The sequence below is a fragment of the Owenweeksia hongkongensis DSM 17368 genome, from assembly GCF_000236705.1.
In the GTDB taxonomy this organism is placed as follows: Bacteria; Bacteroidota; Bacteroidia; order Flavobacteriales; family Schleiferiaceae; genus Owenweeksia; species Owenweeksia hongkongensis.
Genome location: NC_016599.1, coordinates 3,735,843 through 3,760,443, shown reverse-complemented (window position 1 = coordinate 3,760,443; position 24,601 = coordinate 3,735,843). Strand labels below are relative to the sequence as shown.

Annotated in this window: 23 protein-coding genes; 5 read left to right on the top strand and 18 right to left on the bottom strand. The window is 40.3% G+C overall.

Features of this window, described 5'->3' with window-relative positions; all coding sequences use genetic code 11:
• Nucleotides 1-10: 10 nt before the first annotated feature.
• Together OWEHO_RS16550 and OWEHO_RS16545 are read left to right on the top strand one after the other, a co-directional pair.
• The gene (locus OWEHO_RS16550) at nt 11-1,423 is read left to right on the top strand and encodes an MBL fold metallo-hydrolase (protein WP_014203652.1); all 1,413 of its coding nucleotides are present in this window, start codon (nt 11-13) and stop codon (nt 1,421-1,423) included.
• Nucleotides 1,424-1,542: 119 nt separating this feature from the next.
• A complete protein-coding gene (locus OWEHO_RS16545) occupies nt 1,543-1,887 on the top strand; it encodes a TfoX/Sxy family protein (RefSeq protein ID WP_014203651.1) in 345 nt (114 codons plus the stop codon).
• Between the two features lie 7 nt (nt 1,888-1,894).
• Here the strand turns inward: OWEHO_RS16545 and OWEHO_RS16540 are convergent, their stop codons facing one another.
• The 7 genes from OWEHO_RS16540 to OWEHO_RS16510 all read right to left on the bottom strand — a co-directional run bounded on the left by OWEHO_RS16540 (nt 1,895) and on the right by OWEHO_RS16510 (nt 11,824).
• Complete coding sequence (locus OWEHO_RS16540; protein WP_014203650.1) at nt 1,895-2,758, bottom strand: cupin-like domain-containing protein; 864 nt, start codon at nt 2,756-2,758, stop codon at nt 1,895-1,897.
• Nucleotides 2,759-3,013: 255 nt separating this feature from the next.
• On the bottom strand, nt 3,014-7,429 hold the full coding sequence (locus OWEHO_RS16535) for a hypothetical protein (protein WP_014203649.1): 4,416 nt from the start codon (nt 7,427-7,429) through the stop codon (nt 3,014-3,016).
• A 3-nt stretch (nt 7,430-7,432) separates the two neighbouring features.
• Nucleotides 7,433-8,269: a 50S ribosomal protein L11 methyltransferase gene (prmA, locus tag OWEHO_RS16530; RefSeq protein WP_014203648.1), complete on the bottom strand. Its 837-nt coding sequence runs from the start codon at nt 8,267-8,269 to the stop codon at nt 7,433-7,435.
• Nucleotides 8,269-9,039: a triose-phosphate isomerase gene (tpiA, locus tag OWEHO_RS16525; RefSeq protein ID WP_014203647.1), complete on the bottom strand. Its 771-nt coding sequence runs from the start codon at nt 9,037-9,039 to the stop codon at nt 8,269-8,271. Before tpiA ends, prmA begins: the two co-directional genes overlap by 1 nt.
• Before the next feature lie 17 nt (nt 9,040-9,056).
• Nucleotides 9,057-10,130: an ABC transporter permease gene (locus OWEHO_RS16520; protein WP_014203646.1), complete on the bottom strand. Its 1,074-nt coding sequence runs from the start codon at nt 10,128-10,130 to the stop codon at nt 9,057-9,059.
• A gap of 3 nt (nt 10,131-10,133) precedes the next feature.
• Nucleotides 10,134-11,279 (bottom strand): BT_3928 family protein, encoded by a 1,146-nt coding sequence (locus tag OWEHO_RS16515; protein WP_014203645.1) that lies wholly within the window; start codon nt 11,277-11,279, stop codon nt 10,134-10,136.
• Complete coding sequence (locus tag OWEHO_RS16510) at nt 11,276-11,824, bottom strand: DUF1599 domain-containing protein (protein WP_014203644.1); 549 nt, start codon at nt 11,822-11,824, stop codon at nt 11,276-11,278. The genes OWEHO_RS16515 and OWEHO_RS16510 overlap by 4 nt, the downstream gene beginning before the upstream one ends.
• Nucleotides 11,825-11,871: 47 nt before the next feature.
• On the opposite strand from OWEHO_RS16510, the gene folP reads away from it, so the two are divergent.
• Together folP and cdaA are read left to right on the top strand one after the other, a co-directional pair.
• Nucleotides 11,872-12,747, top strand: a complete 876-nt coding sequence (folP, locus tag OWEHO_RS16505; RefSeq protein WP_014203643.1) for a dihydropteroate synthase — start codon at nt 11,872-11,874, stop codon at nt 12,745-12,747.
• The gene (cdaA, locus tag OWEHO_RS16500; RefSeq protein ID WP_014203642.1) at nt 12,747-13,523 is read left to right on the top strand and encodes a diadenylate cyclase CdaA; all 777 of its coding nucleotides are present in this window, start codon (nt 12,747-12,749) and stop codon (nt 13,521-13,523) included. The genes folP and cdaA overlap by 1 nt, the downstream gene beginning before the upstream one ends.
• On the opposite strand, the gene OWEHO_RS16495 is transcribed toward cdaA, so the two are convergent.
• The 6 genes from OWEHO_RS16495 to OWEHO_RS16470 all read right to left on the bottom strand — a co-directional run bounded on the left by OWEHO_RS16495 (nt 13,513) and on the right by OWEHO_RS16470 (nt 19,648).
• A complete protein-coding gene (locus OWEHO_RS16495; RefSeq protein ID WP_014203641.1) occupies nt 13,513-15,594 on the bottom strand; it encodes a ComEC/Rec2 family competence protein in 2,082 nt (693 codons plus the stop codon). The genes cdaA and OWEHO_RS16495 overlap by 11 nt on opposite strands.
• Nucleotides 15,595-15,696: 102 nt before the next feature.
• Nucleotides 15,697-16,131, bottom strand: a complete 435-nt coding sequence (locus tag OWEHO_RS16490; protein ID WP_014203640.1) for a hypothetical protein — start codon at nt 16,129-16,131, stop codon at nt 15,697-15,699.
• On the bottom strand, nt 16,128-17,012 hold the full coding sequence (locus OWEHO_RS16485) for a hypothetical protein (protein WP_014203639.1): 885 nt from the start codon (nt 17,010-17,012) through the stop codon (nt 16,128-16,130). The genes OWEHO_RS16490 and OWEHO_RS16485 overlap by 4 nt, the downstream gene beginning before the upstream one ends.
• The gene (locus tag OWEHO_RS16480) at nt 17,009-18,307 is read right to left on the bottom strand and encodes an alkaline phosphatase family protein (protein ID WP_143764651.1); all 1,299 of its coding nucleotides are present in this window, start codon (nt 18,305-18,307) and stop codon (nt 17,009-17,011) included. Before OWEHO_RS16480 ends, OWEHO_RS16485 begins: the two co-directional genes overlap by 4 nt.
• An 11-nt stretch (nt 18,308-18,318) precedes the next feature.
• Complete coding sequence (locus OWEHO_RS16475; RefSeq protein WP_014203637.1) at nt 18,319-18,813, bottom strand: hypothetical protein; 495 nt, start codon at nt 18,811-18,813, stop codon at nt 18,319-18,321.
• Nucleotides 18,794-19,648, bottom strand: coding sequence for a hypothetical protein (locus tag OWEHO_RS16470; protein WP_041627693.1), 855 nt, complete (start codon nt 19,646-19,648; stop codon nt 18,794-18,796). Before OWEHO_RS16470 ends, OWEHO_RS16475 begins: the two co-directional genes overlap by 20 nt.
• Before the next feature lie 108 nt (nt 19,649-19,756).
• Here OWEHO_RS16470 and OWEHO_RS16465 point away from each other — a divergent pair, with 108 nt between their 5' ends.
• A complete protein-coding gene (locus tag OWEHO_RS16465; RefSeq protein WP_014203635.1) occupies nt 19,757-20,170 on the top strand; it encodes a hypothetical protein in 414 nt (137 codons plus the stop codon).
• Here the strand turns inward: OWEHO_RS16465 and OWEHO_RS16460 are convergent.
• The 5 genes from OWEHO_RS16460 to radC all read right to left on the bottom strand — a co-directional run bounded on the left by OWEHO_RS16460 (nt 20,124) and on the right by radC (nt 24,537).
• Nucleotides 20,124-20,822: a YjjG family noncanonical pyrimidine nucleotidase gene (locus OWEHO_RS16460; protein WP_014203634.1), complete on the bottom strand. Its 699-nt coding sequence runs from the start codon at nt 20,820-20,822 to the stop codon at nt 20,124-20,126. The two genes, OWEHO_RS16465 and OWEHO_RS16460, sit on opposite strands and share 47 nt — an antisense overlap.
• A 5-nt stretch (nt 20,823-20,827) precedes the next feature.
• Nucleotides 20,828-21,748, bottom strand: coding sequence for a hypothetical protein (locus OWEHO_RS16455; protein WP_014203633.1), 921 nt, complete (start codon nt 21,746-21,748; stop codon nt 20,828-20,830).
• The gene (locus tag OWEHO_RS16450) at nt 21,745-23,049 is read right to left on the bottom strand and encodes a polysaccharide deacetylase family protein (RefSeq protein ID WP_014203632.1); all 1,305 of its coding nucleotides are present in this window, start codon (nt 23,047-23,049) and stop codon (nt 21,745-21,747) included. Before OWEHO_RS16450 ends, OWEHO_RS16455 begins: the two co-directional genes overlap by 4 nt.
• A gap of 68 nt (nt 23,050-23,117) precedes the next feature.
• A complete protein-coding gene (locus OWEHO_RS16445) occupies nt 23,118-23,762 on the bottom strand; it encodes a fungalysin/thermolysin family protein (RefSeq protein WP_014203631.1) in 645 nt (214 codons plus the stop codon).
• A gap of 76 nt (nt 23,763-23,838) precedes the next feature.
• Nucleotides 23,839-24,537 (bottom strand): RadC family protein, encoded by a 699-nt coding sequence (gene radC, locus OWEHO_RS16440; protein WP_014203630.1) that lies wholly within the window; start codon nt 24,535-24,537, stop codon nt 23,839-23,841.
• Nucleotides 24,538-24,601: the final 64 nt, after the last annotated feature.

Below are 24,601 nucleotides of genomic sequence, written 5' to 3'. Positions count from 1 at the left end.
ATTTACTATTATGAAAATTGAACAGATATACACCGGATGCCTGGCGCAAGGCGCTTATTATATTGAAAGTAATGGCGAAGTTGCTATCATTGACCCACTACGTGAAGTGCAACCTTATATTGAAAGAGCCGAAAAAGATGGCGCTAAAATCAAGTACATTCTCGAAACCCACTTTCATGCAGACTTTGTAAGTGGGCATATTACTTTGGCAGAAAAAACCGGAGCCACTATAGTTTATGGACCTACTGCTGAGCCAAACTTCGAGGCTCATATTGCTACCGATGGTGAAGAACTCAAACTTGGCGATATAACTATTAAAGTGCTTCACACTCCAGGTCACACTATGGAAAGTGCCACTTACCTTCTAAAAGATGAGAATGGAAAAGACGAAGCCATTTTTACCGGTGACACTTTATTTTTAGGTGATGTGGGCCGTCCTGATTTGGCCCAAAAAGCGGCTCATCTTACTCAAGAACAATTGGCGGCAACTTTATATCACAGCCTTCGCGATAAAATCATGCCTCTGGCAGATGAGATTACCGTATACCCTGCTCATGGTGCAGGTTCTGCCTGTGGTAAAAATATGATGAAGGAAACCGTAGACACTTTGGGCAACCAAAAGAAAATGAACTACGCCCTTCGTGCAGATATGACGGAAGCTGAATTTGTAGAAGAAGTGACAGACGGACTTTTACCTCCTCCTTCCTATTTTCCACTTAATGTAAAGATGAACAAAGAAGGCTACACCAGCATTGACGATGTACTTAAGCGTGGGTTGCAGCAACTCACGCCTGATGCTTTTGAAGCTGCGGCCAATGAAACCGGAGCTATTATCTTAGACGTTCGCCATCAAAAAGATTTCGTTCAGGCATTTATTCCCAATTCCATTTTCATAGGATTAGATGGAGGTTTTGCCCCTTGGGTAGGCGCCCTTATTGCCGATGTGGAGCAGCCTATCTTGCTCATAGCTCCTGAAGGACGTGAAGAAGAAGCTATAACAAGATTAGCCCGAGTTGGCTTTGACAATGTTTTAGGTTACCTAAAGGGCGGATTAGAAAGTTGGAAAACTGCTGGAAAAGAAATCGACACCATGGCTTCAGAAAGTGCTGAAGACTTGGAAAAAGCTATGAAGGACAATGCAATAGTGGTTGATGTGCGTAAGGATGGAGAATATACTTCTGAGCATGTGGAAAATGCACTTCACCTTCCTTTAGACTTTATAAATGATCACATGGCGGATTTCCCAAAAGATAAAACCTTTCATGTCCATTGCGCTGGTGGGTACCGATCCGTAATTGCCGGTTCTATCTTAAAATCAAGAGGTATTCACAACCTGATAAATGTAGAAGGTGGATATGGTGCTATTAAAAAAACCGGCATCCCTGTTACGGACTATGTTTGCCCCACTACTTTAAAGGACTAAACATTTTTTAATTTAGAATTAATAGACTCCCCAATCGCCAAATGGTGATTGGGGAGTTTTTTGTTTATCCAGGTAAACTTAGCTTTTGTAAATTCACATTTAAACAAATCGAACCACCTATGGCCTACGATGAACATTTAGCCGAAAGGATAAGGCAAAGCCTGACCCGCCACAAAACACCATTTGAAGAAAAGAAAATGATGGGTGGGCTGTGCTTTATGGTAGATGATAAGATGTGCCTTGGTGTTATGAAAAACGAGCTAATGGCTCGTATCGACCCTGAAATTGTACCCGAAGCTTTGAAGCGTAAAGAAGCTCACCCAATGGATTTTACTGGCAAACGAATGAAGAGCTTTGCCACAGTAAAGCCAGAAGGTGTGGATTTGGAAACCGATTTTGAATATTGGATACAGCTCTGCCTGGATTTTAATCCCAAAGCAAAATCGAGCAAGAAGAAAAAGTAATTAGTGCTTAGGCTAATTCCATTTTCTGCATCGCATGCTGAGCATTTTCTCGAGCCTTCTCCTTCTTCCAATGGCTCCACCTTTCACCCATTATTTTATTCAACCCCTTATCGATTACAAAGTGAGTTGCTAAATTTTTGGCTGCTCCTGCCAGCATCGTCCAATCTGTATAGGCACGTAAAGCGAGGCCAAATCCCCCTTCTACATACTCCATATGGTGCCAATACTGACTTGGCATGAATAGCGTTTCCCCATGCTCCAATGTTCCTGTAAGTCCTTCCACATATTTGAGTGCCGGGTACTTTTCATAATCAGGATTATTTACATCCATCTGACTTTTTACCGTAAAGGGCTGGTGGTACAAAAGCTCTCCCTGATTTGGTGCAAATAGGTATACCTTTTTTTTGGTTTGAAACTGTGAGAGAAAAACATGTGAACAGTCAATATCATAATGCAGGTTTACAGAACTGCCTTGACCTCCAAAAAACATATAATAATAACGCTTGTTCCAGCCGCTTATAATGTCTGGCATACTGAAGTCATTAACCAACTCTGGGGCATGGTCAAAAATATTGTAAAGAAACATTCTTAGCTCTGTAGGCTCATTCTCGATAAGAGAAAGGTAATCTCCAAATTTCATTTTCCGCTTGGAAGCCATATAGTGCTTACCAGCATCGTGGAAATCATTACCAAAAAGAGGCACTTCCAAATGACCATAATTCTTCCGAAACCAGTCAAAAGTCCACTTATCAGTAGCTGGCCAGTCCTTAATAAGGTCTTTAAAAATAACTGGTTTGCGAGGCAACAAATACTCATCTCGAAACTCTTCGCTAGTCAGACCTTCGCGTTTTTCGATTGGTTGTAGTTTCATTTCCTATTGTTTGGTTTGCAACAACCCTAAATCTTGCTTTTGATTAATGGTTGATATTTTAGGCCAAAATTATGACCCTCTTGTTACTCTACAAAGCTTAGAACAGTGGTATTCTGCTTTCCTCAAAACTTAGCCAACCTGCATGGCGCCCATTACACAACTTTTGATGAACTTCTTACCACAAAAAACACTAGTTCTCAAGCCTATTCATCATATTGGTTTAACAACCTCTTCTTCTACAAAAGGTTTATTAATTTACTCAAACTTTTCGAATCTATTAAGAAAACGACTCATCTTTCCTTTGGTACCAATAGTGTAAGTAAATGGTGGTTTTCCCTTTTCTTCATTTCGTCTCTTGTCTAGATCTAAGTTTTTAATAACATCCATTACAGCATCATCATTTGAGTACACACTCATCATGTTTCTCTTGTATTCAAAGTAATAATCAGTACTGCGGTCGGGTGCCAAATAAAGGTACACTTCATCACCTCTTCGCTTGCGCTGGATTTCAACATAACCCTCCAGCTTTTTATTTACTCCATATTCACCAAGAGTTCCAATACCAATTTTTCCATCCGATAAAAAGGAAACAGCCTCTGGAGTCCATTTCATATGAAGTTCAGCGAAAAACAATGTGTTTTCTAATTCTTCGGGCATTTTGCTTGGTGCACCAAAACTGGAAATATCACTATTGAACTTACGCTTCTCTTTTTCCTTAAGCTCCGTATTAACAGCAGCTTTAAATGCAGGTCTAGATAAATCAACTCCCTCAAGCAAAGTCTCCTTATTGATAGTGGTAGCCATTAGCTTTAATATATCATCACTAAAGAAAAAGTCCAGACCCAATACCAGGTCCATCTCCATCACATCATTTTCAAGATTGTAATCTATGGTACCCCAACTGTTTATTTTCAACTGCGATTTTCCGTCACCCAGACTCATTACACCTTCACCATACATAGTGCAATTTGTACTATTAAAGGCTAGATAATTTCCCTTTGCATCGGCATTTTCCAGGCGTTCAGCTGTTGTAATCACATAACTACTAATAGCTTCATCAAAGTAAAGTTTACCATTGGCAAAGAACATTTGCTTATCAGCCGGAGAAACCTTCTTGCTAAGGAATGCAGCATATCCCCCGATGGTATCATGCGCCAGATAAATGCCACTTGCCAAGGTTTTCGTTTTATCATCAGGATCCACTTCTGGTAAATCAATTACAATATTTGAGGGATCTACAATGCTCTTAAAGTCAAACCAATCCGTTTCTACTGCTGCACAATTTGACTCGATATGAGTAGAACCTTCAAATGCCAAAGCTTTGCGATCTGCACGTAATCCCACCTTACCAAAATAGGCAAAGTACGGACTCATGTAAAAACCTTCCTCGCGAGTAACAACGGCTCTTCCTACCGTAGTTTGCGAAGTATCAGCCTTTATTTCATTAAAACGAATGGGCCAAGGTGTTCCATCCTGATCTATGTATTCATAATCCGCCTGACCGATGTACTTTTTACGTGAAGTAATATCTATAATTCCACCATAAAAATCATGGTATTTCGTGGTGCGGTTTGCCTGAATAGCTGCGTTATTCAAAGTGCGCATGTGCGCGTTTTCTTCAATAGCTACATAACCAGTGTCTGGAAAAATGCTTGCATCGGCAACATCAATATTCGGAACTTTGAATGATTCAAGCAATGAATTCTCCAAGAAGAAACGAGTATTTCCAGCTACAAACTGTAGCGAATCCTGACGCGGATGCACAGAAATCATTTTTGACGAAGCTTGGCTTCCAGTCTTTTTCACATTAATCGCCTTAGCAGGAATTTCCCACTTGGCGTAATCCATGTAACAGATGTATTTATTTGCTGGAAAGCTAAAGTAGTCCGCAGGATTGTTAAGGTAAAAATCCCCTTTCTCTTTATCAAAGTCAACAATTCCATTGGCATCATCCATTCCAAAACCCCATTCTTTTTCCGGGTTTGCGCGCACCTTAAAGGCCATCTTATCCGATGAAAACTTTCTATTCTTGAAAAGGAAATCTTTTGACTTTGTTTCAGCATTTAAAAACTCCAACTTGGCATCTCCACGCAAAGCGGTAGGCGAATGTGCCAGAGTTCCCGTAGTGATCATGCCTACATCATCATACATAGCAAATGGTGTAGCCTGACTTGTAGTATACAGAACATCATTCTTTGGCTCCCAATGAAGTTTTACGCCTAAACCAACGGCATGTGGTGTCTCCGGCCCAGCAACTTGAGCAGTAATTTCATAGTTATTGGCAATTCCGTCCGTTGAATCCGGGAAGAAGAAAAACTCATCAGAGGTGGCAACGGAATTCAGATAATCAATTTGCCCATCACCACGGAGTCCTTTATTACTCAAGCTAAGTGTATTGCTAAACGTACCTTTTCCGCCATAAGCGGCCAAACCACCAGGAGGTGTTTCTGTGGTGAAACCAAGTGAATAGTCGGGCTGAACCTTCAATACCTGATCCATATCTGGGAAAATACCAGCACTGGTAAAAGTTCCTGCAAATTGAAGCCCCTGCGTGGTAATGTTATCCAAACTGTCAATCTCAAATGGATCGAGCCTCACGTAAAACTCTTCTCGATTGTATACTCTATTGAAAATATCCTTTTTATCATAGTACACATATGAATCCTTGGCACTCTTAAATATCGGGTATTCTGTGTATTCCTTTTGCCCCGACTTATTTCGTGGGTCATCAATCAGTAGTTCCCCAGTAAGCCCTTGCAGTACGGTTTTTACCGTCTTCAACTCACGCTGTCCTAATGCATTTACATCAAAACTTTCTACCTTAAAACGCATAGAATCAATGTTCTCCATATTGATTCTAAACTGGTCATAATTAAATTTAAATAAGTCTCCCCAATAGGTAAATCGTCCTGCAGTAATTCTCCCGTCAAAATCAAAATTCAAATCCTTGTGAACCACAATTTTTTGATCAACAGGAAACAGACCCACTTTTTGAGAATCGCTAAGCGCTACTGCCTGCACTCCATTTATTTCCATTTCATGGCTAAGCAAGCTAAGCTGTGCATTGCTCCCTTGTGACATATTGGAAACAAAGCGGATTACATCATAATCACGCTCCTTTTTAAAGTCTTGTATGTATTCGTAAATCTTGTCGTTGAAGTAAGCCTCTCGTTTCTGTAAGTCATATTTCACAAACCCTCGGATGGACATGTTCATCATAAAAATATGTGCATTACTCTCATCCATCCGCATAAAGTATGCAACCTCCTCAACGGTAAAGTCACGTTTACCGTAAGCATTACTCATTTCTTGTAATCGAAATAATGGATTCTTGGTATCCAAACCAGTCAATGCCGAGAATCGTTGACCTCTGAAATATTGACTAGATTCAAAAATCACAGGAGATTCGCTTCCAAGGTTCATGTTACTAATGGACATCATTGGTTCGTCCATTTTCCAGCTCAACACCTCAAAAGTCATATCAAGGTTATGGTAAGAATCAGAAAAAGGTGTCTGACCAAGCCCTTCTTTTCCTCTAATGATACTTAATTGCTTTCTTTCGGGAAGGTAGCGCGCAGTAACCTTTGGGTGAAAAATGCTGTCTTCCTCAATATAAATAGTAACTCTAACTTCCTCTGATTCAATCTTATCTAAGCGTAATAAAAAACGGTCAGCCTCAGCAGAAACCACTTTCTTACCTTCATACTTAAAACTCAATTTCGCTCTATTACCTCCAGTTCCACCACCGTAAAACTTGGATCCAATCATTGAGAAACCTCCCTCATAGTCAGCTCCTGGAACGATATCTGGAATTGTGATATCACTGCGGTAGGATGTAAATCGAGGAAAAGTTCCACCGCCACCACTTTGGCTGGTAAGCTTTTCTTCAAACTTGCCCATGGTAGGTTCTTTCAAAAATATAAGGGTGGTAAGCTTTACGCTATCCGCTTCAAAGTCGGTTTTTCTTACGTTGAGCTTATAATTGCGAAGCTCAGCATATGCCGTGTCTTGAGTCAGTTTTACCCGAGTGAAATAAACATTTCCACCTTCTCCCACAAACTCATATCGCTTTGGATAAAAAAGTCCTTCGGTGGCTTCTATGAACGTACTGTCATTTTTATAATACCCCCAAATATCCGCAGCCTCAAATTTAAAAACAGGCTCACCTTCAAAACCATATTCATAATCTCCAGCTTCAGCTCGCCACTTTACTCGCCCATCGTCAAAAAAGGTATACTCATAAAAAGTAAGGTACATTGTGCGCAGATAATCTTCGGTGAATCGTGCAGGATTTTTGTCACTAAATGTTTCTAAGTCTGCCAGCCAAGAAAGAAGCATATTCTCTTCCTCATTGCTTTCCATATGAATAATCACCTTAAAGAAATCGTTCCACGCCTGATAACCGCTTACACGTTTCTTTAAAAAATGATTACTTATTTTATAAATCTCTTGGGCTTCTTGGTCAGAAATTCCACCACTATTCCACACAGTGGTTACTTCAAGTAAAAAAGGCTCCAACTCATCCTTCTTATTCACATCTGTTTCTTTAAGGTAATCCCCAAGTTCTTTGAGATAGGCCTCTTTTTGGGATGTGAATTTTTTGAACTTTTGAGCATTCAGCGAAAGCCCAAGCAGTAAAAAAAGGGTAGAGAGTAAAGCCTTTTTCATCATATATTATTGCTTTTGGTATTGACACGCCATCCAGCGGTCTTCCTTTATTTTATTGACAAGGGTAGTGCCACATTCGGTTGCCTTGGCGGTAAGCATTTCAAAATCATTTTCAAAAAATCCACTTATCACCAAATAGCCTCCTGTTGGTAACGTATCAATGTACGTTTTCATGTCTTCCATCAACACGTTTCGGTTAATGTTTGCCAACACAATATCATACTTACGTCCGGGCAGCATTTCAGCATCACCATGAATAGCGGTAATGTTCTTGCAATTATTTGCTTCGGCATTTTCTTCTGTATTCTCAGCAGCCCATTCAAAATTGTCAATAGCATCAATTTCTCCTGCGCCTCGCTTTTCAGCTAAAACAGCCAACACACCGGTACCGGTGCCCATATCCAGTATCTTTTTACCTTTCAAATCCATATCAAGCATAAGGCGTGAAACCAAGCGCGTGGTTTGGTGGTGTCCTGTTCCAAATGACATTTTTGGAGTAATCAAAAGTTCGATTGGGTACTCTGGGTGAGCCTCATGAAAAGGCGCGCGGATATGAATTTTATCATCAATAAAAATCGGCTGATAGTTAGTTTCCCATTCCTCATTCCAATTTTTATTTTCCAGCTTATCGGTAGCATAGCTCACTTCATATTCATCAGAATGAAAAATGAACAAGGATTCAATCTCCTCAGCATTAAAATCTTTTTCAAGGATATAAGCTTTCAAGCCTTTTGGAGTTTCCTCAAAGGAATCATACCCCAAATTGTCCAATAATGCCAACAATATATCACGGCCACCCTCTGCCGGAGTGATGGTGAAATCTATTTCTAAATACTCTTTCATTACAGTACCTCTTGTCCTATTTCAATCAACTTTACAAATTGCTCATACTTCAAAGATGCCCCACCAATAAGGCCTCCATCTACATCTGGTTGCCCAAAAATCTCTTTGGCATTTTCCGGCTTTACCGATCCTCCATACAGGATGCTTACCGCATTTGCCACCTCAGCCGAGTAAGTCTGGGTAAGATACTTTCTAATAAAAGCATGTACTTCCTGAGCCTGCTCTGGAGAAGCAGTTTCACCCGTCCCTATAGCCCAAACTGGCTCATAAGCAATCACCATATTTTTTACCTCATCAGCCGAAAATCCAGCTAAAGCCCCTTTTAGCTGAGAAGCAACAACTTCTTCCTGCTTACCAGCTTTTCTATCTTCCAACACTTCGCCTACACAAAGTACAGGGGTCATCTCGGCTTCAATGGTGCGCTTCAGTTTTCCGTTTACAAACTCATCGGTATCGCCATAATATTCTCTACGCTCAGAGTGGCCAATCAATGTCCAGTTTACACCAGCTGCTTTCAGCATTTCCACGCTTACTTCGCCTGTGTAGGCACCGCTCAATTGATCGCTGCAGTTTTGTGCAGATATGGTCAATTTTGAGTGAGCCGTCATTTCTGCGGCTTTCGCCAAATGGATAAACGGTGGCGATACCACTACTTCCACATTATCCAACTTGTTCCCTTCACAAAAGTTTGAAAGGTCTTCGATTAACTGATATCCTTCGTCTGGCAGGAGGTTCATTTTCCAGTTTCCCGCTACTATTTTTCGAGCCATGTTTTATTTTATTTGGTTTATACCCGCACCCTCGGATCGAGGCGCGCATAAATGATATCTACAAGAATATTAATGATTACAAAGGTAAATCCTATAACCAGTACTGCACCCATTACTACCGGTAAATCCAGCTGATTGAGTGCCTCTACTATTTGCTTTCCTAGTCCGTTCCAACCAAAAATATACTCCACAAAAACCGCCCCTGCCAACATACTGGCAAACCAACCCGATGCTGCTGTAATTACAGGGTTTAGCGCATTGCGCAAAGCATGCTTTCGCACAATAGTGGGCATTTTCAAACCTTTGGCCCGAGCCGTAATAATATAGTTCTGGCTGAGTTCTTCCAACAAGCTACCTCTCGTAAGCTGTATAATTACCCCCAAGGGACGAATCCCTAAAGTGATGGCTGGAAGAATTAGATTCTTCAATTGAAGGTGCGTGCCTTCGCCCATATCGTCAACCTCAAACAGGCTTCCGGTCATATTCAAACCTGTGTACTCAGCCAGGATGTATCCAAAAATCCAGGCAAAAAGAATAGCCGAGAAAAACGATGGAACCGACATACCAATGGTTCCTACCACGGTAATCATTTTATCCAAAAAACTATTTGGCACCAAAGCCGCTACCACTCCTAAAAACACACCAATTATCATGGCAATAATAATAGACGCACAAGCAAGCACAATGGTGTTTGGTAAAGTTTCGCCTATAATGGCCGTTACACTTTTCCCTTGGCTCCGAAAGGATTCACGCAAGTAAGGCCATTTCAAAACAATGGTTTTGTCGCTTACGCTAAACAAGGAAACATAAGTCCCTCGGTAGCGGTAAATATTATTGTAATCCTTTTCGTTTTGAGTATGAATAGAAATCGGACTAATGTCGTTCAGATAGTATAAATATTGCTCCGACATAGGTTTATCAAAACCATACTTGGCGCGCACTGCGTTCAGCTGCTCACTATCTTCCCGTTGGTCAAGCATCATCCTGGCAGGATCGCCTGGCAACACATTGAAAAGAAAAAACACGGCTGTCACCACGCCCAGCATCACCAGTATGCTATACCCTATTTTATTTGAGACGTAGCGCAGCATCTATTACAAATACTCCTTTTGTACCTCAGCAAAATCAGGCAAATCGTTGTGATGCCACTTAGCTGCCACTCTTCCGTGCTTCAGCAAAACTATTCCTGGATTAGAACGAACTATAGTTTTCAAAGTAGTTTCATCCATCACTGCGTATGGAAACGGTGTTTGCAACTCATGACGCTTTTGGTCCACAACTTCGGGCAAGCTTGCACTCACACCATAAAGCGGAATTGTAACTGCTTCAGCTTTCCCAGCAAATTCATTGATTTTGGCGTAAGCCTCATCATCTGTAATTTCCATTTTGTAGCTAATTACCAAAAACACAGCTGGCATATTCAGCACCTGATCTGTAATATCTTCATCCTCCAAGGTCATTACAAAATCGTGAACGGGTGGCTCGTATCCATGCACCAAAACCACAGTTTCAGTTTTATCGCTCAGCATTTCCCAGTCCTTGTTTTCCCACCATTTTTCGTCAACATAAGCTTTGGAGCTAATCTTTTTCTCCTCGCCAGTACTGGTGTTTTTCATTACATAAATAGTCCCGTATTCGGTAGCCTGCACTCCAAGCTCCTCGGCTGACTTCATTCCTTCTGAAATACTTTTGCCCACTGCATAAGCTCTAAAATCTATAGCTGGCAAGTGATTCAAAACATGATTCCCGAAAAGGGCACACGCCACCAGCGAGAAAGCCATTACGGCAATGTTTGCGCTTTTTCTAAGTATTGGATTGATGTACTGCTGATTGAAAAAGATGATCAGAATGAGAATACTCAGCACCACATCCTTTCCAAATGATTGCCAAGGTGTAAGCGGAATAGCATCACCAAAACAACCGCAATCAGTCACTTTATTAAAGTACGCTGAATAAAAAGTAAGGAAGGTAAAAAACACAATCATCAGCAAAAGCAACCAGGATGTAAGCTTTCGCTTAAAACCTATCAGCAAAGCTACACCGAGCAAAACTTCAAGTATTACCACAAAAACCGCGATGGCCAGCGCAAAGGGTTGCAAAAATGGGAGGTTCAGAACATCCACTCCAAAATACTCGTCCAGCTTAAATGAAAACCCAACCGGGTCATTCAATTTTATAAAACCTGAAAAAATAAAAAGAGCGCCAACCAGCACTCGTGATACTTGTGTAATAAATCTCATAATGTTTCTGTTTCGCTCATTTTAATTAATACGAATGCAGCATAGTTTACCATATCCATATAATTGGCGTCCAAACCTTCTGACACAATTGTCTTCCCACTATTGTCTTCAATCTGCTTTATGCGAAGCAATTTTTGCAAAATCAAATCTGTAATCGAACTGATTCGCATTTCGCGCCAAGCCTCACCATAATCGTGATTTTTGCGCTCCATCAGCGCCTTGGTTTCAGCAGCATATTTATCAAATAGTTGAGCAGCTTTATCCTTGTCAATGTCCGGTTTTTCTACCACTCCCAGCTCCAGTTGCACCAAAGCCATGATGGAGTAATTCAGGATTCCGATAAACTCTCCACGAAGGTCGTCATCCACAAGTTGCGTGCCCTTTTGTTCAATGCTTCTAATGCGCTGAGCCTTAATAAAAATCTGATCGGTAAGTGATGGTAATCTAAGAATCCGCCAAGCCGGACCGTAGTCCTTCATCTTGTTTACAAAAAGTTCGCGGCAATGAGCTATTACCTCATCGTATTGCTGGGAAGTATGGTTCATTTAATACTTTAGCTGTTGCTTAAATTTGGTTTATAAACATTGTGAAAATGCTCATAAAAAACGAGGCGAAAGATACCATTTTTTGCAAGAAACACTTGCTGAATCTGGGCGGAAAGCCCTACTCTATTAATAGCCCGATGATAATGGGTATTCTCAACATTACCCCCGATTCTTTTCATGATGGCGGACAGCACAACACGCCCGAAAATGCCGTGAACCGAGTACGCGAAATGCTGAGTGAGGGCGCCTCAATTATCGACATTGGCCCAAGCTCTACTCGTCCCGGGGCTAGTTCGCTTAGCGCGAAAGAAGAAACAGCTCGGATTAAAGCCATGCTTCCAACATTAAAGAAAGAGTTTTCGGATACCATTTTTTCACTGGACACTTATCAAGCCGAAGTAGCTCGTGCCGGAGCCGATATGGGGGTTCATATTATAAATGATATTAGTGGCGGAACGATGGATGCAGATATGCCGAAAGCAGTGGCTGACATTAAACTCCCATACATTTTGATGCACATACAAGGCACTCCGCAAACGATGCAAAAAGATCCTCAATACAAAAATGTATTTGAGGAAGTGAGCTACTTTTTCTCAAAACAAATGAACACCTTCCTCGATGCCGGAGTTGCCGATATTATTCTCGATCCTGGTTTTGGTTTTGGTAAAAACCTTGAGCACAATTATGAATTACTCGCAAAACTGGATTTGCTCAAAGTTTTTCAGCGCCCAATATTAGTAGGCGTAAGCCGCAAATCTATGATCAACAAACTGCTTGATATTTCTGCCAAAGACGCGCTAAACGGAACTACCGTAGTAAACACCATTGCCTTGCAAAAGGGAGCCGACATTCTAAGAGTGCATGATGTGAAGGCGGCAGCTGAAGCTTTGAAAATCCTTACTTTCACCCAAAATTTTTGTTAATGTCTTTTATTGACTTCGGCATTTTAGACGCTATCGACATCCTGTTGGTAGCTTTTCTACTCTACCAGCTCTACCGTCTTATCAGGGGTACTGTGGCCATCAATATCTTTATTGGTGTGGCTGCCATCTACCTTATTTGGAAATTAGTAGAAGCTCTCCAGATGGAGCTTTTATCTGAAATACTTGGAAAGTTTATCGGTGTTGGAGTGATTGCTTTGGTAATTGTTTTCCAGCAAGAAATTCGAAAATTTCTTCTTCTTTTGGGCTCAACAAACTTCACTCATAGAAGACGTTTTTTACGCCAGCTAAAAATTCTTCGTGATGATAATGAACCAAACATTGCGATAAGCGAAATTGCCGAAGCCTGCCGCCACATGGCCGATTCAAAAACCGGAGCCCTCATTGTATTGGAACGAAAAAGTGGACTGGGAAGTTACGTAGATACTGGTACGCGTATCAACAGCCAAACTAGTGCACAGTTGCTCGAAAGTATATTCAACAAGCACTCTCCTCTACACGATGGAGCAGTAATTATAAGTGGTGAAAAATTACTGGCAGCTGGCTGTATTTTGCCTGTTACCGAAAAAACTTCTTTGCCGAGTAGATTTGGACTTCGTCACCGCGCTGCCATTGGTATTGCTGAAAAAACAGATGCGCTGGCTATTGTAGTTTCTGAAGAAAGTGGCTCTATTTCTATCGCCATCGGTGACGAGTTCATCAATAAGGTTACCGCTGCCGAGCTACCCAAGCATGTGCTGGATTACCTTAGGGATTAAGCACAATCTGAAACGCACCTTCACTATTCAAGTCATGAAAGGCTAGCTTGTTTTTCAAACAAAATTCCTTCCATTTTTTGCGTTGACTATATCTTAGGCTGTTGCCCAAAATGATTTTTGAAAGCATCAGATTTTCTATTTTCCAATTTGGGTAACCTTCATTTATCACATAGAAATCCGCTTTCGGAAGCACCAATTCTCCCTCATTTGGTATACAAATAAGTTTACCACAAAAGGAAAACAGCCCTTTATTATTCCAGCTATTAGATTTAGTGCAAACCTCTTCCAGACAGTAATATTGAGGTTTCGCATCCAAAGCCCACCAATGGTGTTTTACGTGAAATGTTAAGACATCATCATCGTGAAGAAATGCAGAATCGGCAATAAAGAGTGATTGCGAAGGATGATACAAACCAATGGCCGCGTGCCCTTTGGCAGAGTAAACTACCATGGTAGCTGCTTGCTGTAAATTGTGCTTTTCATACAGCTGGCTAATTCCTATAAAAATTATGCACAGCATAGAGAGCACCAGTCTTTTGTAACCGCCTTTAGTCAACCATAAAAATCCGCTAAAAATGAGAACGTAAAGCAAAACCAACTCCAGTCGACTTACGTGAATTTCAGTAATCAAAAACGCAGCTTGTTTTTCTACCCACTGCACTCCCGTGTTCATGAGCCAAAGCCAACCTGAATAAAACTTTATCAGCGTAAGCCACACAACCCCCATACTGCTTAGCACTAACAACAATAAACCTAGATACATGAGCACCGTTACTACAGGAATCACAATAAGGTTAGACACCAAAAACAAAGTAGGGAACTGATGAAAGTAATAAAGTCCTAAAGGGAAAGTAGCCACCTGAGCAGCAATAGAAACCGTGGTAATGTCCCAAAACAATTTTACAACCTTGGTTGAAGGGCGAAACAGGGTTGACAACTTTGGTTGAATCCAAACTATGCCAAATACCGCGGCATAACTAAGCTGAAAGCCAACCTCAAAAAGATAAGATGGGCGAATGATAAGCAATAGAATAGCGGAACCCAAAATGGTATTGTAAATTGAAGTGTAGCGCTTTAGACTCGTTCCTATAGCTACAAAAGTGAACATAGTTGCTGCACGAACCACCGAAGCCGACATTCCCGTAATTAGCGCAAACATCCACAAAAGAAGAATAAGAATAATACTCTTTACTATTGCGCCACGCTTTATTCTCATTAAGAAAAAAAGAAGATAGCCAGCCAAAGTGTAAACAATACCTACATGCAAGCCGCTTACTGCCAGCACATGCATTGCTCCCGCAGAAGCATAAGCTTTCAATGTGTTATCATCAATATCATATCGGTACCCCAGAAGTAAGGCTTTAGTTATGGCTGCTTGACTTTCTGGTAAATTCCAGCCGTCCACCGCTTTCAAAAAATGGCGCCTTACATTTTTGGCAAACCTTAGAATTGCCCAACCATGACCAGTGCTTGCCAATTTATACGAAGTGCTATCCGCATAAGCTTGGGCATAAATTGCTTTTAGGTTTAAGAAATCGCGATAATCAAATTCAAAGGGGTTTTGCGGCCCACGAAGTTTATTTACAGAAGTGTTAATCACAATTCTATCACCATATCTTAGAGCAGAAGCTTCTCTACTTTTCTGCAAATAGAGCATCATTTTGAGGCTTCCCTCTACAAGCTTCTCATTCTCATTTGAAAAACTCAGTAACTTAACTTGCATGCCATACGAGCGAGCCTTTTCCAAAGGGTCTTCCAGTAGCTCTACTTCATAATACCTTTTACCTTCCGGTAAATCAGAAATGTGGTTTTTGAAATTTGTTTCACCGTAAAGGTGAGTGATAAATACACCCAACGACACAAAGAATATGGATACCACAAGCCCAAACATCCACCGCCAACGAAACGAATAAAATACAGGAGGAAAGAAAGCAAGGAAAATGGCAAGCAGCAAGGAAACTCCAGTAAGAATAGCAAAAAAGTGGAAGGAAACATCTACAAAATTGGCAAGTAGAATGCCGGCACAAAACAGCAGAAATACACGGAAAACCGGGTAACGTTGAGCAATCATTGGGCGAGTTGTATAAGTTAAGCTTGCGCAATCTTTTCAGACTTCGCACTCCCCCATTGATTGTGTTCTTTAAAGTAGTGAGAAAAATTTAGGTGGGCAAATTTACTCGAGCACGGTAACCCCCGGAGTCTTCACCACATTGCTTTTATTTCCAGCTCGATCGTAAGCGTAGATATTAAAGGTGGCGTTTTCCTGAGAACCATTGCCCGTAAGAAATAGGTTTTGCAAAGTAATACTCAAGGTGCCCTTGATTGGAACCTCAGCACCTCCAGGCACCAGTTCCTGAATCCTAAATTCAAAAGGAACACCATTGCGGTTATCCACCACAAATAAGTTTACGCTATCAGCAGGAAAACCACCCAGGTCGCCATCACCATCTTCGTAAGCCAATCGGATAACTACAGAATCTTCAAACTGCACCACACTATTTGGGCCGATAGAAATAAGTTCTAAAGAAGGCACCTCGCTTAGTTGATCCTCGTCCTTGCTACATGAGAATAAACTGCTGAATACTATAATTATAAATAGCCCTCTCATTGCACAATTATTGAGTAGTTATCTTTTAGCCAATATGGACTTCCGTCTTCCGGAGTTTCTGTTTTTCCACCCTGATCATCTTCCACAAAATAGCGAAGATAAACTGTTGTGTTGGCCTGAAACGCTGATGTATTAAATGTGGCTTTTGTAATATCTGTCCAAAGCTTGGTAGGAGTAATTTGATGAAAGGGTGTCCAGTTATCACGGTCGTAGCTAAACTCTATTTTTTGGTTCTGCAAATTTTCGGTCAGCGTATTATCATCAGTAATGTAGAAGTAGTAATCATAATCCGTGTTGGCTTGTAAAATCACTGCAGATCCCCATCCATTTACACGAATAGTATCCACACGGTTTTGTTGTAAATCCTGAATTTGATAACCGTGAACCGCAGGCTGCACATTGGGCAAATCAGGTAAATTACCCTGCATATCCCTAGCTCCATCATTTATCCAATATTTCAGAGCCTCGATTTCCTGAGTAGTTAGCGGCTCTGCATAAAGAGGCATTCTACCTAATACATCTTCTACAGTCACCCTACGCATTATCCAACTTTCATCGGCATTGCCGGGAACTACTCGGTAAGTAAAACTCCCTTGATCATCATTTTTGGTAACAGGATGATACACCAATGACGAATAAGTGCTTTGTACAGTTCTAAAGTCTGGTTCAAAACTACCGTCATGGCAAGTTGGATTGGCACACCGTACAGAAAACACATTCTGGTGCAAACCTTCAATGGTAGCATCTTTCAGCTTCACCTTGCTTGTATCCACTTCTTCATTTACATCAAATGGATTTTCGCTCTCATCTCGTTTATGCTCACAAGCAAATAGCAATATCAACAAAACGCCTAATCCGACTATGTTTCTGAATTTCATCATATAAAAGCGTCATGTAATACATTACCGGGAAGTAGCCCTGGAATTTCACTATCAAAGCCCAAAATATTGGCAATTGTTGGAACGATGTCAATACTTCGGCCAGCCTCTTGGCTTATTACTTTCCCTTGGTTTACCACTGATGGAGGACCAGCTACTAAACAAAATATTTCTTTTGACATAGGATCGCTATTTGTGTGATCTAAAGCTGGGCGACCATTAGCATCTACAATGGAGTTTGGTGTACCATTTCTCCCAATTTCTGGCGCAACTATCAAAACTGTATCATTGGCCAAACCTGGGGTATTTTGAATGGTATCCCATAAATGTCCTACCGCCCAATCTGCCCTTCGCATGGCATTACAATATCCAGAAAAGTCAGTATGGCAAGTATCTACACCAAACATGTTTACCACTAAAAGCTCGGGCTGAAACTGCTTAAGCACTTCTTCCGCAAAATAGATATTGTACATATCACCATTCATATAGGATGGTATATTCCAAGGATTATTGAGACTCCCTGAAGAAATATCCTGCAGAACTTTATCTATCCAGTTTTCAATTTTTTCAGCATCCTCTGTATCATTTTTCATTCCTGCAGAAGCATTAAGACCGCCACCAAAGTTGTTATTCATAAACTTCCTGATATCATCTTGTAGCTCCTTATTATTTCCTGAAAAATTATTTTTATTAATCAAATTGGGAACTGTCCTACTACTAAATAAATCGTTTGGCGAAAGCTGATTAGCACCATAAGTGGGTCCATAGCCCGCGTAGTTACTATAATTTAGAATGGGGTATAAATTGTTGGTATGTGTGATCCACCACGAATTTAAAGCAGACATACTAGGCGTATTATGCTTACGATAAAGTTCAAAAACAGTGGGATACGATGGCCTTTCGAGCAAGCTCAAACTACTATTGGTGTACTGCCCGGTAATAGCGGTGGTGTGACCATTAAAGTGCCCTGTTGGTCCTTGGTCATAGCGAAATTCCTTATAAAGAGTTCCAAAATTTTGCAATGGAGAACTAACAGCTGGTGAAGGCAAAGCACTCATTGAGGAAACTATATCGCTACTGATACTTTCATTCCCATTCAGCATAGAAGGCATTAGGTTTCCGTCATTTTTGTGTACACTTTCGAGATTACGTACACCACCGGCAAACATGCAAAACACCACATGATTTGCCTTTCGAGAACCAGTAGGAGCAAACAAGCTTCCGCCTGGTAGCACATATGGCAAAACCATGGCTCCCGCTGCCATACCCGTTTTTCTAATAAACTCCCTCCTTTTCATATTAATACATATTAGTAGTATCGATACTCATCGCTAGTAAGTATAGCGTAATAAATATCGATCGGCTCCAAAGTCTTATTTTTTTCAATCTGATTTACTAAAAACCACTCCTCTTGTTTTGTTGGGTTTCGTACCAAAAGTGTTTTATATGCAGTTTCTACAAAGCTTTCCGGTTGAGCATCCATAGCTGCCTTTGTTGGCACCTGAGCTGCAGGATCAGCCAGCATGCTTTTTATAAGAATATCAATAATCAAAAATTTATCACCCATTGAGGTATAGGCCTGATTTAGCTCTTGAAGCTTTGTATTTGTGATGGCTGTTCCAAATAAATCGCTGTAAAGAATAGAAATAAACTGTTCGTCAGTTTTCAAGTTTTTCTTCTCGCTGGCGCTGGTATACAACTCAACTTCATCAATAGCATATTGCTTTGTAACTTCCCTTTTGCAGGAAACCCCAAACGCAATGGTTATCGCTATGGCAAATATTTTAATTGAAGAAGTATTCATCACTTGTCAAAATCTTTTTTTGTAATTCACGATAGTCACCATTGGCAATAAACAAATCCGTATCGATGAACATCTCGGTAGTGGTGGGCTCTCTAAATAAATACTTTCGATAAAGGTTTATAACCAAACCTTCGGCATAGTCATCACTATCAAAAAATATATCTATAAAATCCTGCTTGGAGTTACCTGCTTTCAAAAACAAGGAAGAGGGTGTTCCATCCACCATATTTGTTCCATTTTCTAACTCCACGTTAGTGGGGTATCTAAATAAGAAGTTTTGAAAAGTGGCCACCACATAGTTTTCGCTTCCCATATTTATATCATCGTAGTATATGTTATCTACTACTCTGCGATACATTTCAGTAATATTTATTGTTTCATCAAGCAAACCAGCCGGTATCTCAAGCATAGCTTTCAGCACTCTTTCAGCATGCAGATAGTACTCACGAGCAGGACCAGTAGCCGTTTGTAAAGCATTAATTACCTGCTGATAATCTGAGCGAATCAGGGCAGTATCTAAAGATTCGAGATAATCTCCCCGAGCAATATCATACAATCGGATAGTATAATCTTCTTTAGAAAATATCTGATCAATTACCACCCCTCTGGCGGGAGTGCCGGCCAAATTACCCAGACCTTTTCGTGCTAGGCTAAACTCTGCGCTGGTCGGTTTTCTTCCCGTAAGGGAAATATAAAGACGGTTGATATAGGCATCCTTCATGGCCTGGGTTACTAGTATTTCGCCTGGTGCCTGGTTGCCTGACACTTCCTCAATTTCATGCTTTGTGCATGCAAAAATTGTGAGTGTCAACACTATGTAGAGGATGTTTTTCATGAGTAGACTCATCAGCTTCTTTGTAAATATAACTAAAACCGTCTCTTACTAGTTTCCTTACAAGTTTTAGACTAACTTTTGTTTTATTAGCAGTTCAAAAATCAGAGAATGACACACGTGACTTCAAAACTTTTTATTTCACTTCTTTGGACTTGCCTAATTTCAGTTTCCGCATTTGCACAAAGCGAGGGAAAAGTGGTACAGCTAAAACCAATAAACGCAACAGGTGAAGTAATAAGTGTATTTGAGGGTGCAGATAATATTGTTTTGCTAAAAGTTACCAAGGCAGACACAGCAAAGGCTAATTTTGAGATCAATGAAATTGAAATCCTCTGCTCGTTTCAATTTGGCACAAAGCCAACTAACGGTGATCCAAAATTGCCAGGTGTAAAAGCGGGTGACAAAATAAGGATGGAGCTAACGGGGGACAGAGTTGGTAACCAGTGGAATTATCGCGTATTCCGTTATTGGGAAATCAAAGAAAATTCTTCATCTCCAAAAGGTGAGAAACCTCAAAAGTAGGACGCTCGTTATGTTTCAGTTTTAAAGGATTATAAAACACCTGATCCATTCCAAAACTCTGGGCTCCCAAAATATCCGCATGAAGGCTATCGCCAATCATCAATGAAGTTTTAGAGTCAGCACCAGTACGTTTCAATGATTTTTCAAAAATCTGTGGAGCTGGTTTATTCACTCCTATTTCTTCAGACGAAATCATGCTTTGAAAGAAAAGTTCCAAACCACTCTTCTTCATTTTTATTTTTTGCGTCTCTAAGAAGCCATTAGTAATCACATGCAGTTCATAGCGATTCTGTAAATATTCAAGAAGTTCCTCTGTTCCCGGTAATAACTGCGTTTTGTGAGGACAAATACTCAGATATTCACTTTCAAAAACTGCCGCAAACTCATTATCCACATAACCAAATGTGGAAAAAGTATCGCGAAAGCGTTCCAAACGTAGTTCCTCTTTTGTTATTCCACCCTTACGGTAAAGCGCCCACTTTCCATCATTTACTTTTATGTATGATTTATAAAAATCTTCATACTCTGTTTTTAGCTGCTGCTCAAGGTTATGCTTGACAAACAAATCCAAGAGAGTAAGTCTTGAGTTTGCCTCAAAATCCCAAAGGGTATGATCGAGATCAAAAAACAGATGATGGTACTTGGTGGTCATGAATGCTATTTTTTTAACCACCTCAAAGGTAAAGGCAATCCGTTATATTTTAATTGCTGGTAGTGTTTTTCCTTACTTCCAAAACTTCGGTAAAAATGTGCTACTCCTTCATCATTGCTACCTTCAAAATCCAACAACAACTGATTTTCGCTATTTAGAATAATGTATTCATTAAGTAAATGAAACATGGCACGCATCTCCTTACCCACATCATCCAAAGCAGTAAAAAGCAAAGTGCTTCGCGTATTGGTCTCTATAAAAAAAGCACCGCCACAGGCAATGTTTCCAGGGCCATATACGGTCCAAACTTTACCAACACCTTTATGCAAAGCCTGGTACATAAGCTTTGACATATTTGCGTAAAAAGCTTCACTCAATTGCAATCGCTCACCACGCGTGTCCTTAAAAATATCTATCAGTACATCAGGGCCATCATGCTCAAAAATTTCAAGTTTTTGCTTACTTGCTTTTTTTATCGCCCTTCTTGTATTGCTGTTATACCCATGGTAAATCTCACGATAAGAAGTTCCTAAATTTAGAACATAGTTCCGGTTGATTTTTGTCTGAACGCCTGCAAGGCTTTCAACTCCTATCAATTGATCTTCGTTAAGGTATAAATCAGCAAACTTGCAATTGGCAATCATTTGCTTTGCAAACTCATTGCGGTAATCATCGCTCACATCTATTTTGGAAAATATTCCCAATTGCTGAATACCAAATGGACGGTAGAAATATTTGATACCAAACTTACTTCTAACAGGCAATGGCCATACAGCGTCATAATCATTGAGCACAAGTGCATCCCAGGTTTCACAAGCGGTATCCAAATACCACGAAAATCCATATACCAAACCAGAGCTATCCAGCTTTACGCAAAGGTCATATTTGGCTTTATCAATAAAGTGATGCTTTACATACCTGATCATATAGCCGCCTTTACCATTTCTTCAAAGATGCGGTTCCACCCTTTCCACTCTGGCTCGCGCTCGCTAAAAATGCGATTATGCCAAATGGGGGTAAACTCGCCTCCGTACTTTTTGTAAACCTCTATGTATTGCAAAATTTCATTCCAGGCATCATCAGGACTCATTTGCTTGTAATAAATGTAAGTACCATCCATAAAGGCAAAAGGATGAACTATAAGTGGGGTCTCGGTTTCAAGCTCCAAATCATAAAAGCGAAAGGGTGTACAAATACCAGCTCTAAAACCAGACTCAGCAGCAAAACCCATACTGTAGTCATCTGTAATTTCAAGATCTATCAAATGACGATAGGTTTCAGGAAATGACAACTTTAAAAAGTGCTGACGACTTTTGGTAACATCTATATTTAAAACGTTCTCTAAACCGTGCAGCTCTTCTTCCATAATGGAAACATGTGAATTGGAACGATAGGAAGGGTGAATACCTACTTCACAAAAATCATTGATTCCTTTGAGGTATCGCTGAAGTCGATTACTGTGCAACGTCAGACTTCGATCATATTGACCCAAGCGAGAAAACAGAGCGAAGTAAATAGAGCGGTAACCATACTTTTCCTGCAAGTTCAGTTGATAATCAAACGTTTCATACGGATCTTTTAATAAGCCTAAAAAAGTACGGGTGCGATCTTTAATTTCTGCAAACCTAAGCTTAAACAAGTCATTGGCATAAGCCCCTACTGTGCGCACCAAACCTTTGCCCTGAAAGGCATACGCATTGTCAATATCCACAGTATTTACAAACTCATACTTTTTCCTCTTGATTTCCAGGCCTGGATTTTGCTCCAAAAGTTTTTTGGCAATAAACTCGGCATATTGATTTACCAATGGCCTATGAAGCACACCTTGTTTAAACATAAAGCTCTCCTTTGCGGCAAATCTGTTGTGGTTATCAGCAATAAAAGGAATATACTCTTCATACCTACTTACCAAAAAAAAGGAAGCCGCAAAAGGGTCAAAAGGCAAGCTCGATAACTTGCCAGAAAGAAAAAAGACCTTTTCGCCATCATACTCCGAAATCTGAAAGTCCTGCTGAAAAATATCTGTTTCAAAAAGAAGGTTTGCAGATTGAATATACACCCCACTTTGAAGAGGGTTTTTGGAGTAATTTATTTTCGGAAGGGTACTTTGAAGGTACTCTTCTAAGTCATTTGTAAAACGCAACTCCTGACCCAAAAGGTTTTGTAGCATCAAACGGGCGATGTAGCGAAAACGCGCGGTAGTTTTTTCGGAGTATACTAATATCATTCAGCAAATATAGAATTCCGTTCGTTGCTAAAATGAGACAAATTGAAGGATGTATAGTACTCTGATTTTTATTTTGTAGAAGTTCGAATTCCGTTGAAATACCGATATGTCTTTCCAGACTGGTCATTTACTATCATTTCAGCACTATAATCATCATAGGTAAGCCACCAGGCTTTTATGTAAGCTGGACTGGCGCTGCCATCTCCAGCATTTTGGTCAAAGTATCCAAATTCAAGATTCACACATTCTGCCAGCATTTGGCTCTTATATCCTTGCATTTGTGGATCCGCATTTATTGAATCGTGGAATGTTTTCACTAAATCATTTGGATTCATTGCAGGCTTATTACTCAGATTTATCCCTGTAATTGCATCACCGAATACTTCTTCAAATTTTCCATTTGAATCGAATAAATAAACCAGATCCCCTGAAAACACCTTCAATCCATTTACATACTGATGGCACTTAATATAAGTAGTATTTGTTTGGCTTGAAACGCTTAAATCAAAAAATTGAAGATTCGCTTTGCTTAAATTATTATTGATAAAAAGGCTGTCAACAAGGGCCACTTCATTTATTGATAAAAGGATGTCACTAGTTGAGTTTTGCTTCCAATTATAACAAAACTGCTCTTCATCTAAAGATGATTCTTTTTTATTACAAGAAAACAGAAATATGGAGCAGAGAGAAAGGATAAGAAAACGAGAGTTCATGGAAGTGGTTATTTTTAGTTTCAGAAAAGATAGGAATTTAAAACTTGTTTTCATCCCACATAAGGTCTCATGCCCTTTACATTTCGCCTTCATCTGCAAAACTAAAATACTGGTGCTCGGTAATTATTAGATGATCCATCACTTTTATTTCCATCAGGTCTCCAGCTTTTATAAGTGATCTTGTAAGGTTTTTATCCGCTTGACTGGGGGTTAAATTACCTGACGGATGATTGTGTGCCAAAATCATTGCTGTGGAGTTAAGATGCAAACCTTCTTTGAAAATCATACGAGTATCAGCCATGGTACCCGTAATTCCTCCTTTGCTTATACAGCGATGTGCCAATACTTTATTGGAAGCACTGAGATACACTACCCAAAATTCTTCATGACTCAAGTCGCCTATTAATGGTTGCAAAACTTCAAAAGCCTGAGCGCTGGAAGTTATTCTCTTTCGCTCTAAAGCTTCGGACATCCGTCTACGCTTACCTACTTCCAAAGCAGTAATCACACTTAAAGCCTTAGCCTCGCCTATCCCTTTAAACTTAGTAAGTTCTGGAACGCCAAGTCGGCCTAGCTCATTAAGGTTTCCATTTACAGATTGAAGAATGCGCTTGGCCAGGTCTACTGCGGTTTCGTCTCTACTTCCGCTACCAAGCAAGATGGCAATAAGTTCCGCATCAGAAAGTGCTGCCTTGCCTTTGAGTAAAAGCTTTTCCCGAGGACGATCATCCTCAGCCCAGCTTTTTATTCCTTTTGATGATGGTTGATAGTTCAAATTGAGCGATTTGGTACACTCTAAAATAAAAAAAACTGCCCACCAAGTGGCGGGCAGTTTCTAT

Excerpts from the sequence above, each read along its gene's own strand:
- OWEHO_RS16550 (WP_014203652.1), top strand. The coding sequence starts at position 11 with ATGAAAATTGAACAGATATACACCGGATGCCTGGCGCAAGGCGCTTAT.
- OWEHO_RS16490 (WP_014203640.1), bottom strand. The coding sequence starts at position 16,131 with ATGAGAGGGCTATTTATAATTATAGTATTCAGCAGTTTATTCTCATGT.
- OWEHO_RS16545 (WP_014203651.1), top strand. The coding sequence starts at position 1,543 with ATGGCCTACGATGAACATTTAGCCGAAAGGATAAGGCAAAGCCTGACC.
- OWEHO_RS16515 (WP_014203645.1), bottom strand. The coding sequence starts at position 11,279 with ATGAGATTTATTACACAAGTATCACGAGTGCTGGTTGGCGCTCTTTTT.
- OWEHO_RS16495 (WP_014203641.1), bottom strand. The coding sequence starts at position 15,594 with ATGATTGCTCAACGTTACCCGGTTTTCCGTGTATTTCTGCTGTTTTGT.
- OWEHO_RS16520 (WP_014203646.1), bottom strand. The coding sequence starts at position 10,130 with ATGCTGCGCTACGTCTCAAATAAAATAGGGTATAGCATACTGGTGATG.
- tpiA (WP_014203647.1), bottom strand. The coding sequence starts at position 9,039 with ATGGCTCGAAAAATAGTAGCGGGAAACTGGAAAATGAACCTCCTGCCA.
- OWEHO_RS16445 (WP_014203631.1), bottom strand. The coding sequence starts at position 23,762 with ATGAACTCTCGTTTTCTTATCCTTTCTCTCTGCTCCATATTTCTGTTT.
- folP (WP_014203643.1), top strand. The coding sequence starts at position 11,872 with ATGCTCATAAAAAACGAGGCGAAAGATACCATTTTTTGCAAGAAACAC.
- OWEHO_RS16450 (WP_014203632.1), bottom strand. The coding sequence starts at position 23,049 with ATGATATTAGTATACTCCGAAAAAACTACCGCGCGTTTTCGCTACATC.
- OWEHO_RS16470 (WP_041627693.1), bottom strand. The coding sequence starts at position 19,648 with ATGAAAAACATCCTCTACATAGTGTTGACACTCACAATTTTTGCATGC.
- OWEHO_RS16480 (WP_143764651.1), bottom strand. The coding sequence starts at position 18,307 with ATGAAAAGGAGGGAGTTTATTAGAAAAACGGGTATGGCAGCGGGAGCC.
- OWEHO_RS16535 (WP_014203649.1), bottom strand. The coding sequence starts at position 7,429 with ATGATGAAAAAGGCTTTACTCTCTACCCTTTTTTTACTGCTTGGGCTT.
- OWEHO_RS16460 (WP_014203634.1), bottom strand. The coding sequence starts at position 20,822 with ATGACCACCAAGTACCATCATCTGTTTTTTGATCTCGATCATACCCTT.
- OWEHO_RS16455 (WP_014203633.1), bottom strand. The coding sequence starts at position 21,748 with ATGATCAGGTATGTAAAGCATCACTTTATTGATAAAGCCAAATATGAC.
- prmA (WP_014203648.1), bottom strand. The coding sequence starts at position 8,269 with ATGAAAGAGTATTTAGAAATAGATTTCACCATCACTCCGGCAGAGGGT.
- OWEHO_RS16465 (WP_014203635.1), top strand. The coding sequence starts at position 19,757 with ATGACACACGTGACTTCAAAACTTTTTATTTCACTTCTTTGGACTTGC.
- OWEHO_RS16510 (WP_014203644.1), bottom strand. The coding sequence starts at position 11,824 with ATGAACCATACTTCCCAGCAATACGATGAGGTAATAGCTCATTGCCGC.
- OWEHO_RS16540 (WP_014203650.1), bottom strand. The coding sequence starts at position 2,758 with ATGAAACTACAACCAATCGAAAAACGCGAAGGTCTGACTAGCGAAGAG.
- OWEHO_RS16475 (WP_014203637.1), bottom strand. The coding sequence starts at position 18,813 with ATGAATACTTCTTCAATTAAAATATTTGCCATAGCGATAACCATTGCG.
- cdaA (WP_014203642.1), top strand. The coding sequence starts at position 12,747 with ATGTCTTTTATTGACTTCGGCATTTTAGACGCTATCGACATCCTGTTG.
- OWEHO_RS16485 (WP_014203639.1), bottom strand. The coding sequence starts at position 17,012 with ATGATGAAATTCAGAAACATAGTCGGATTAGGCGTTTTGTTGATATTG.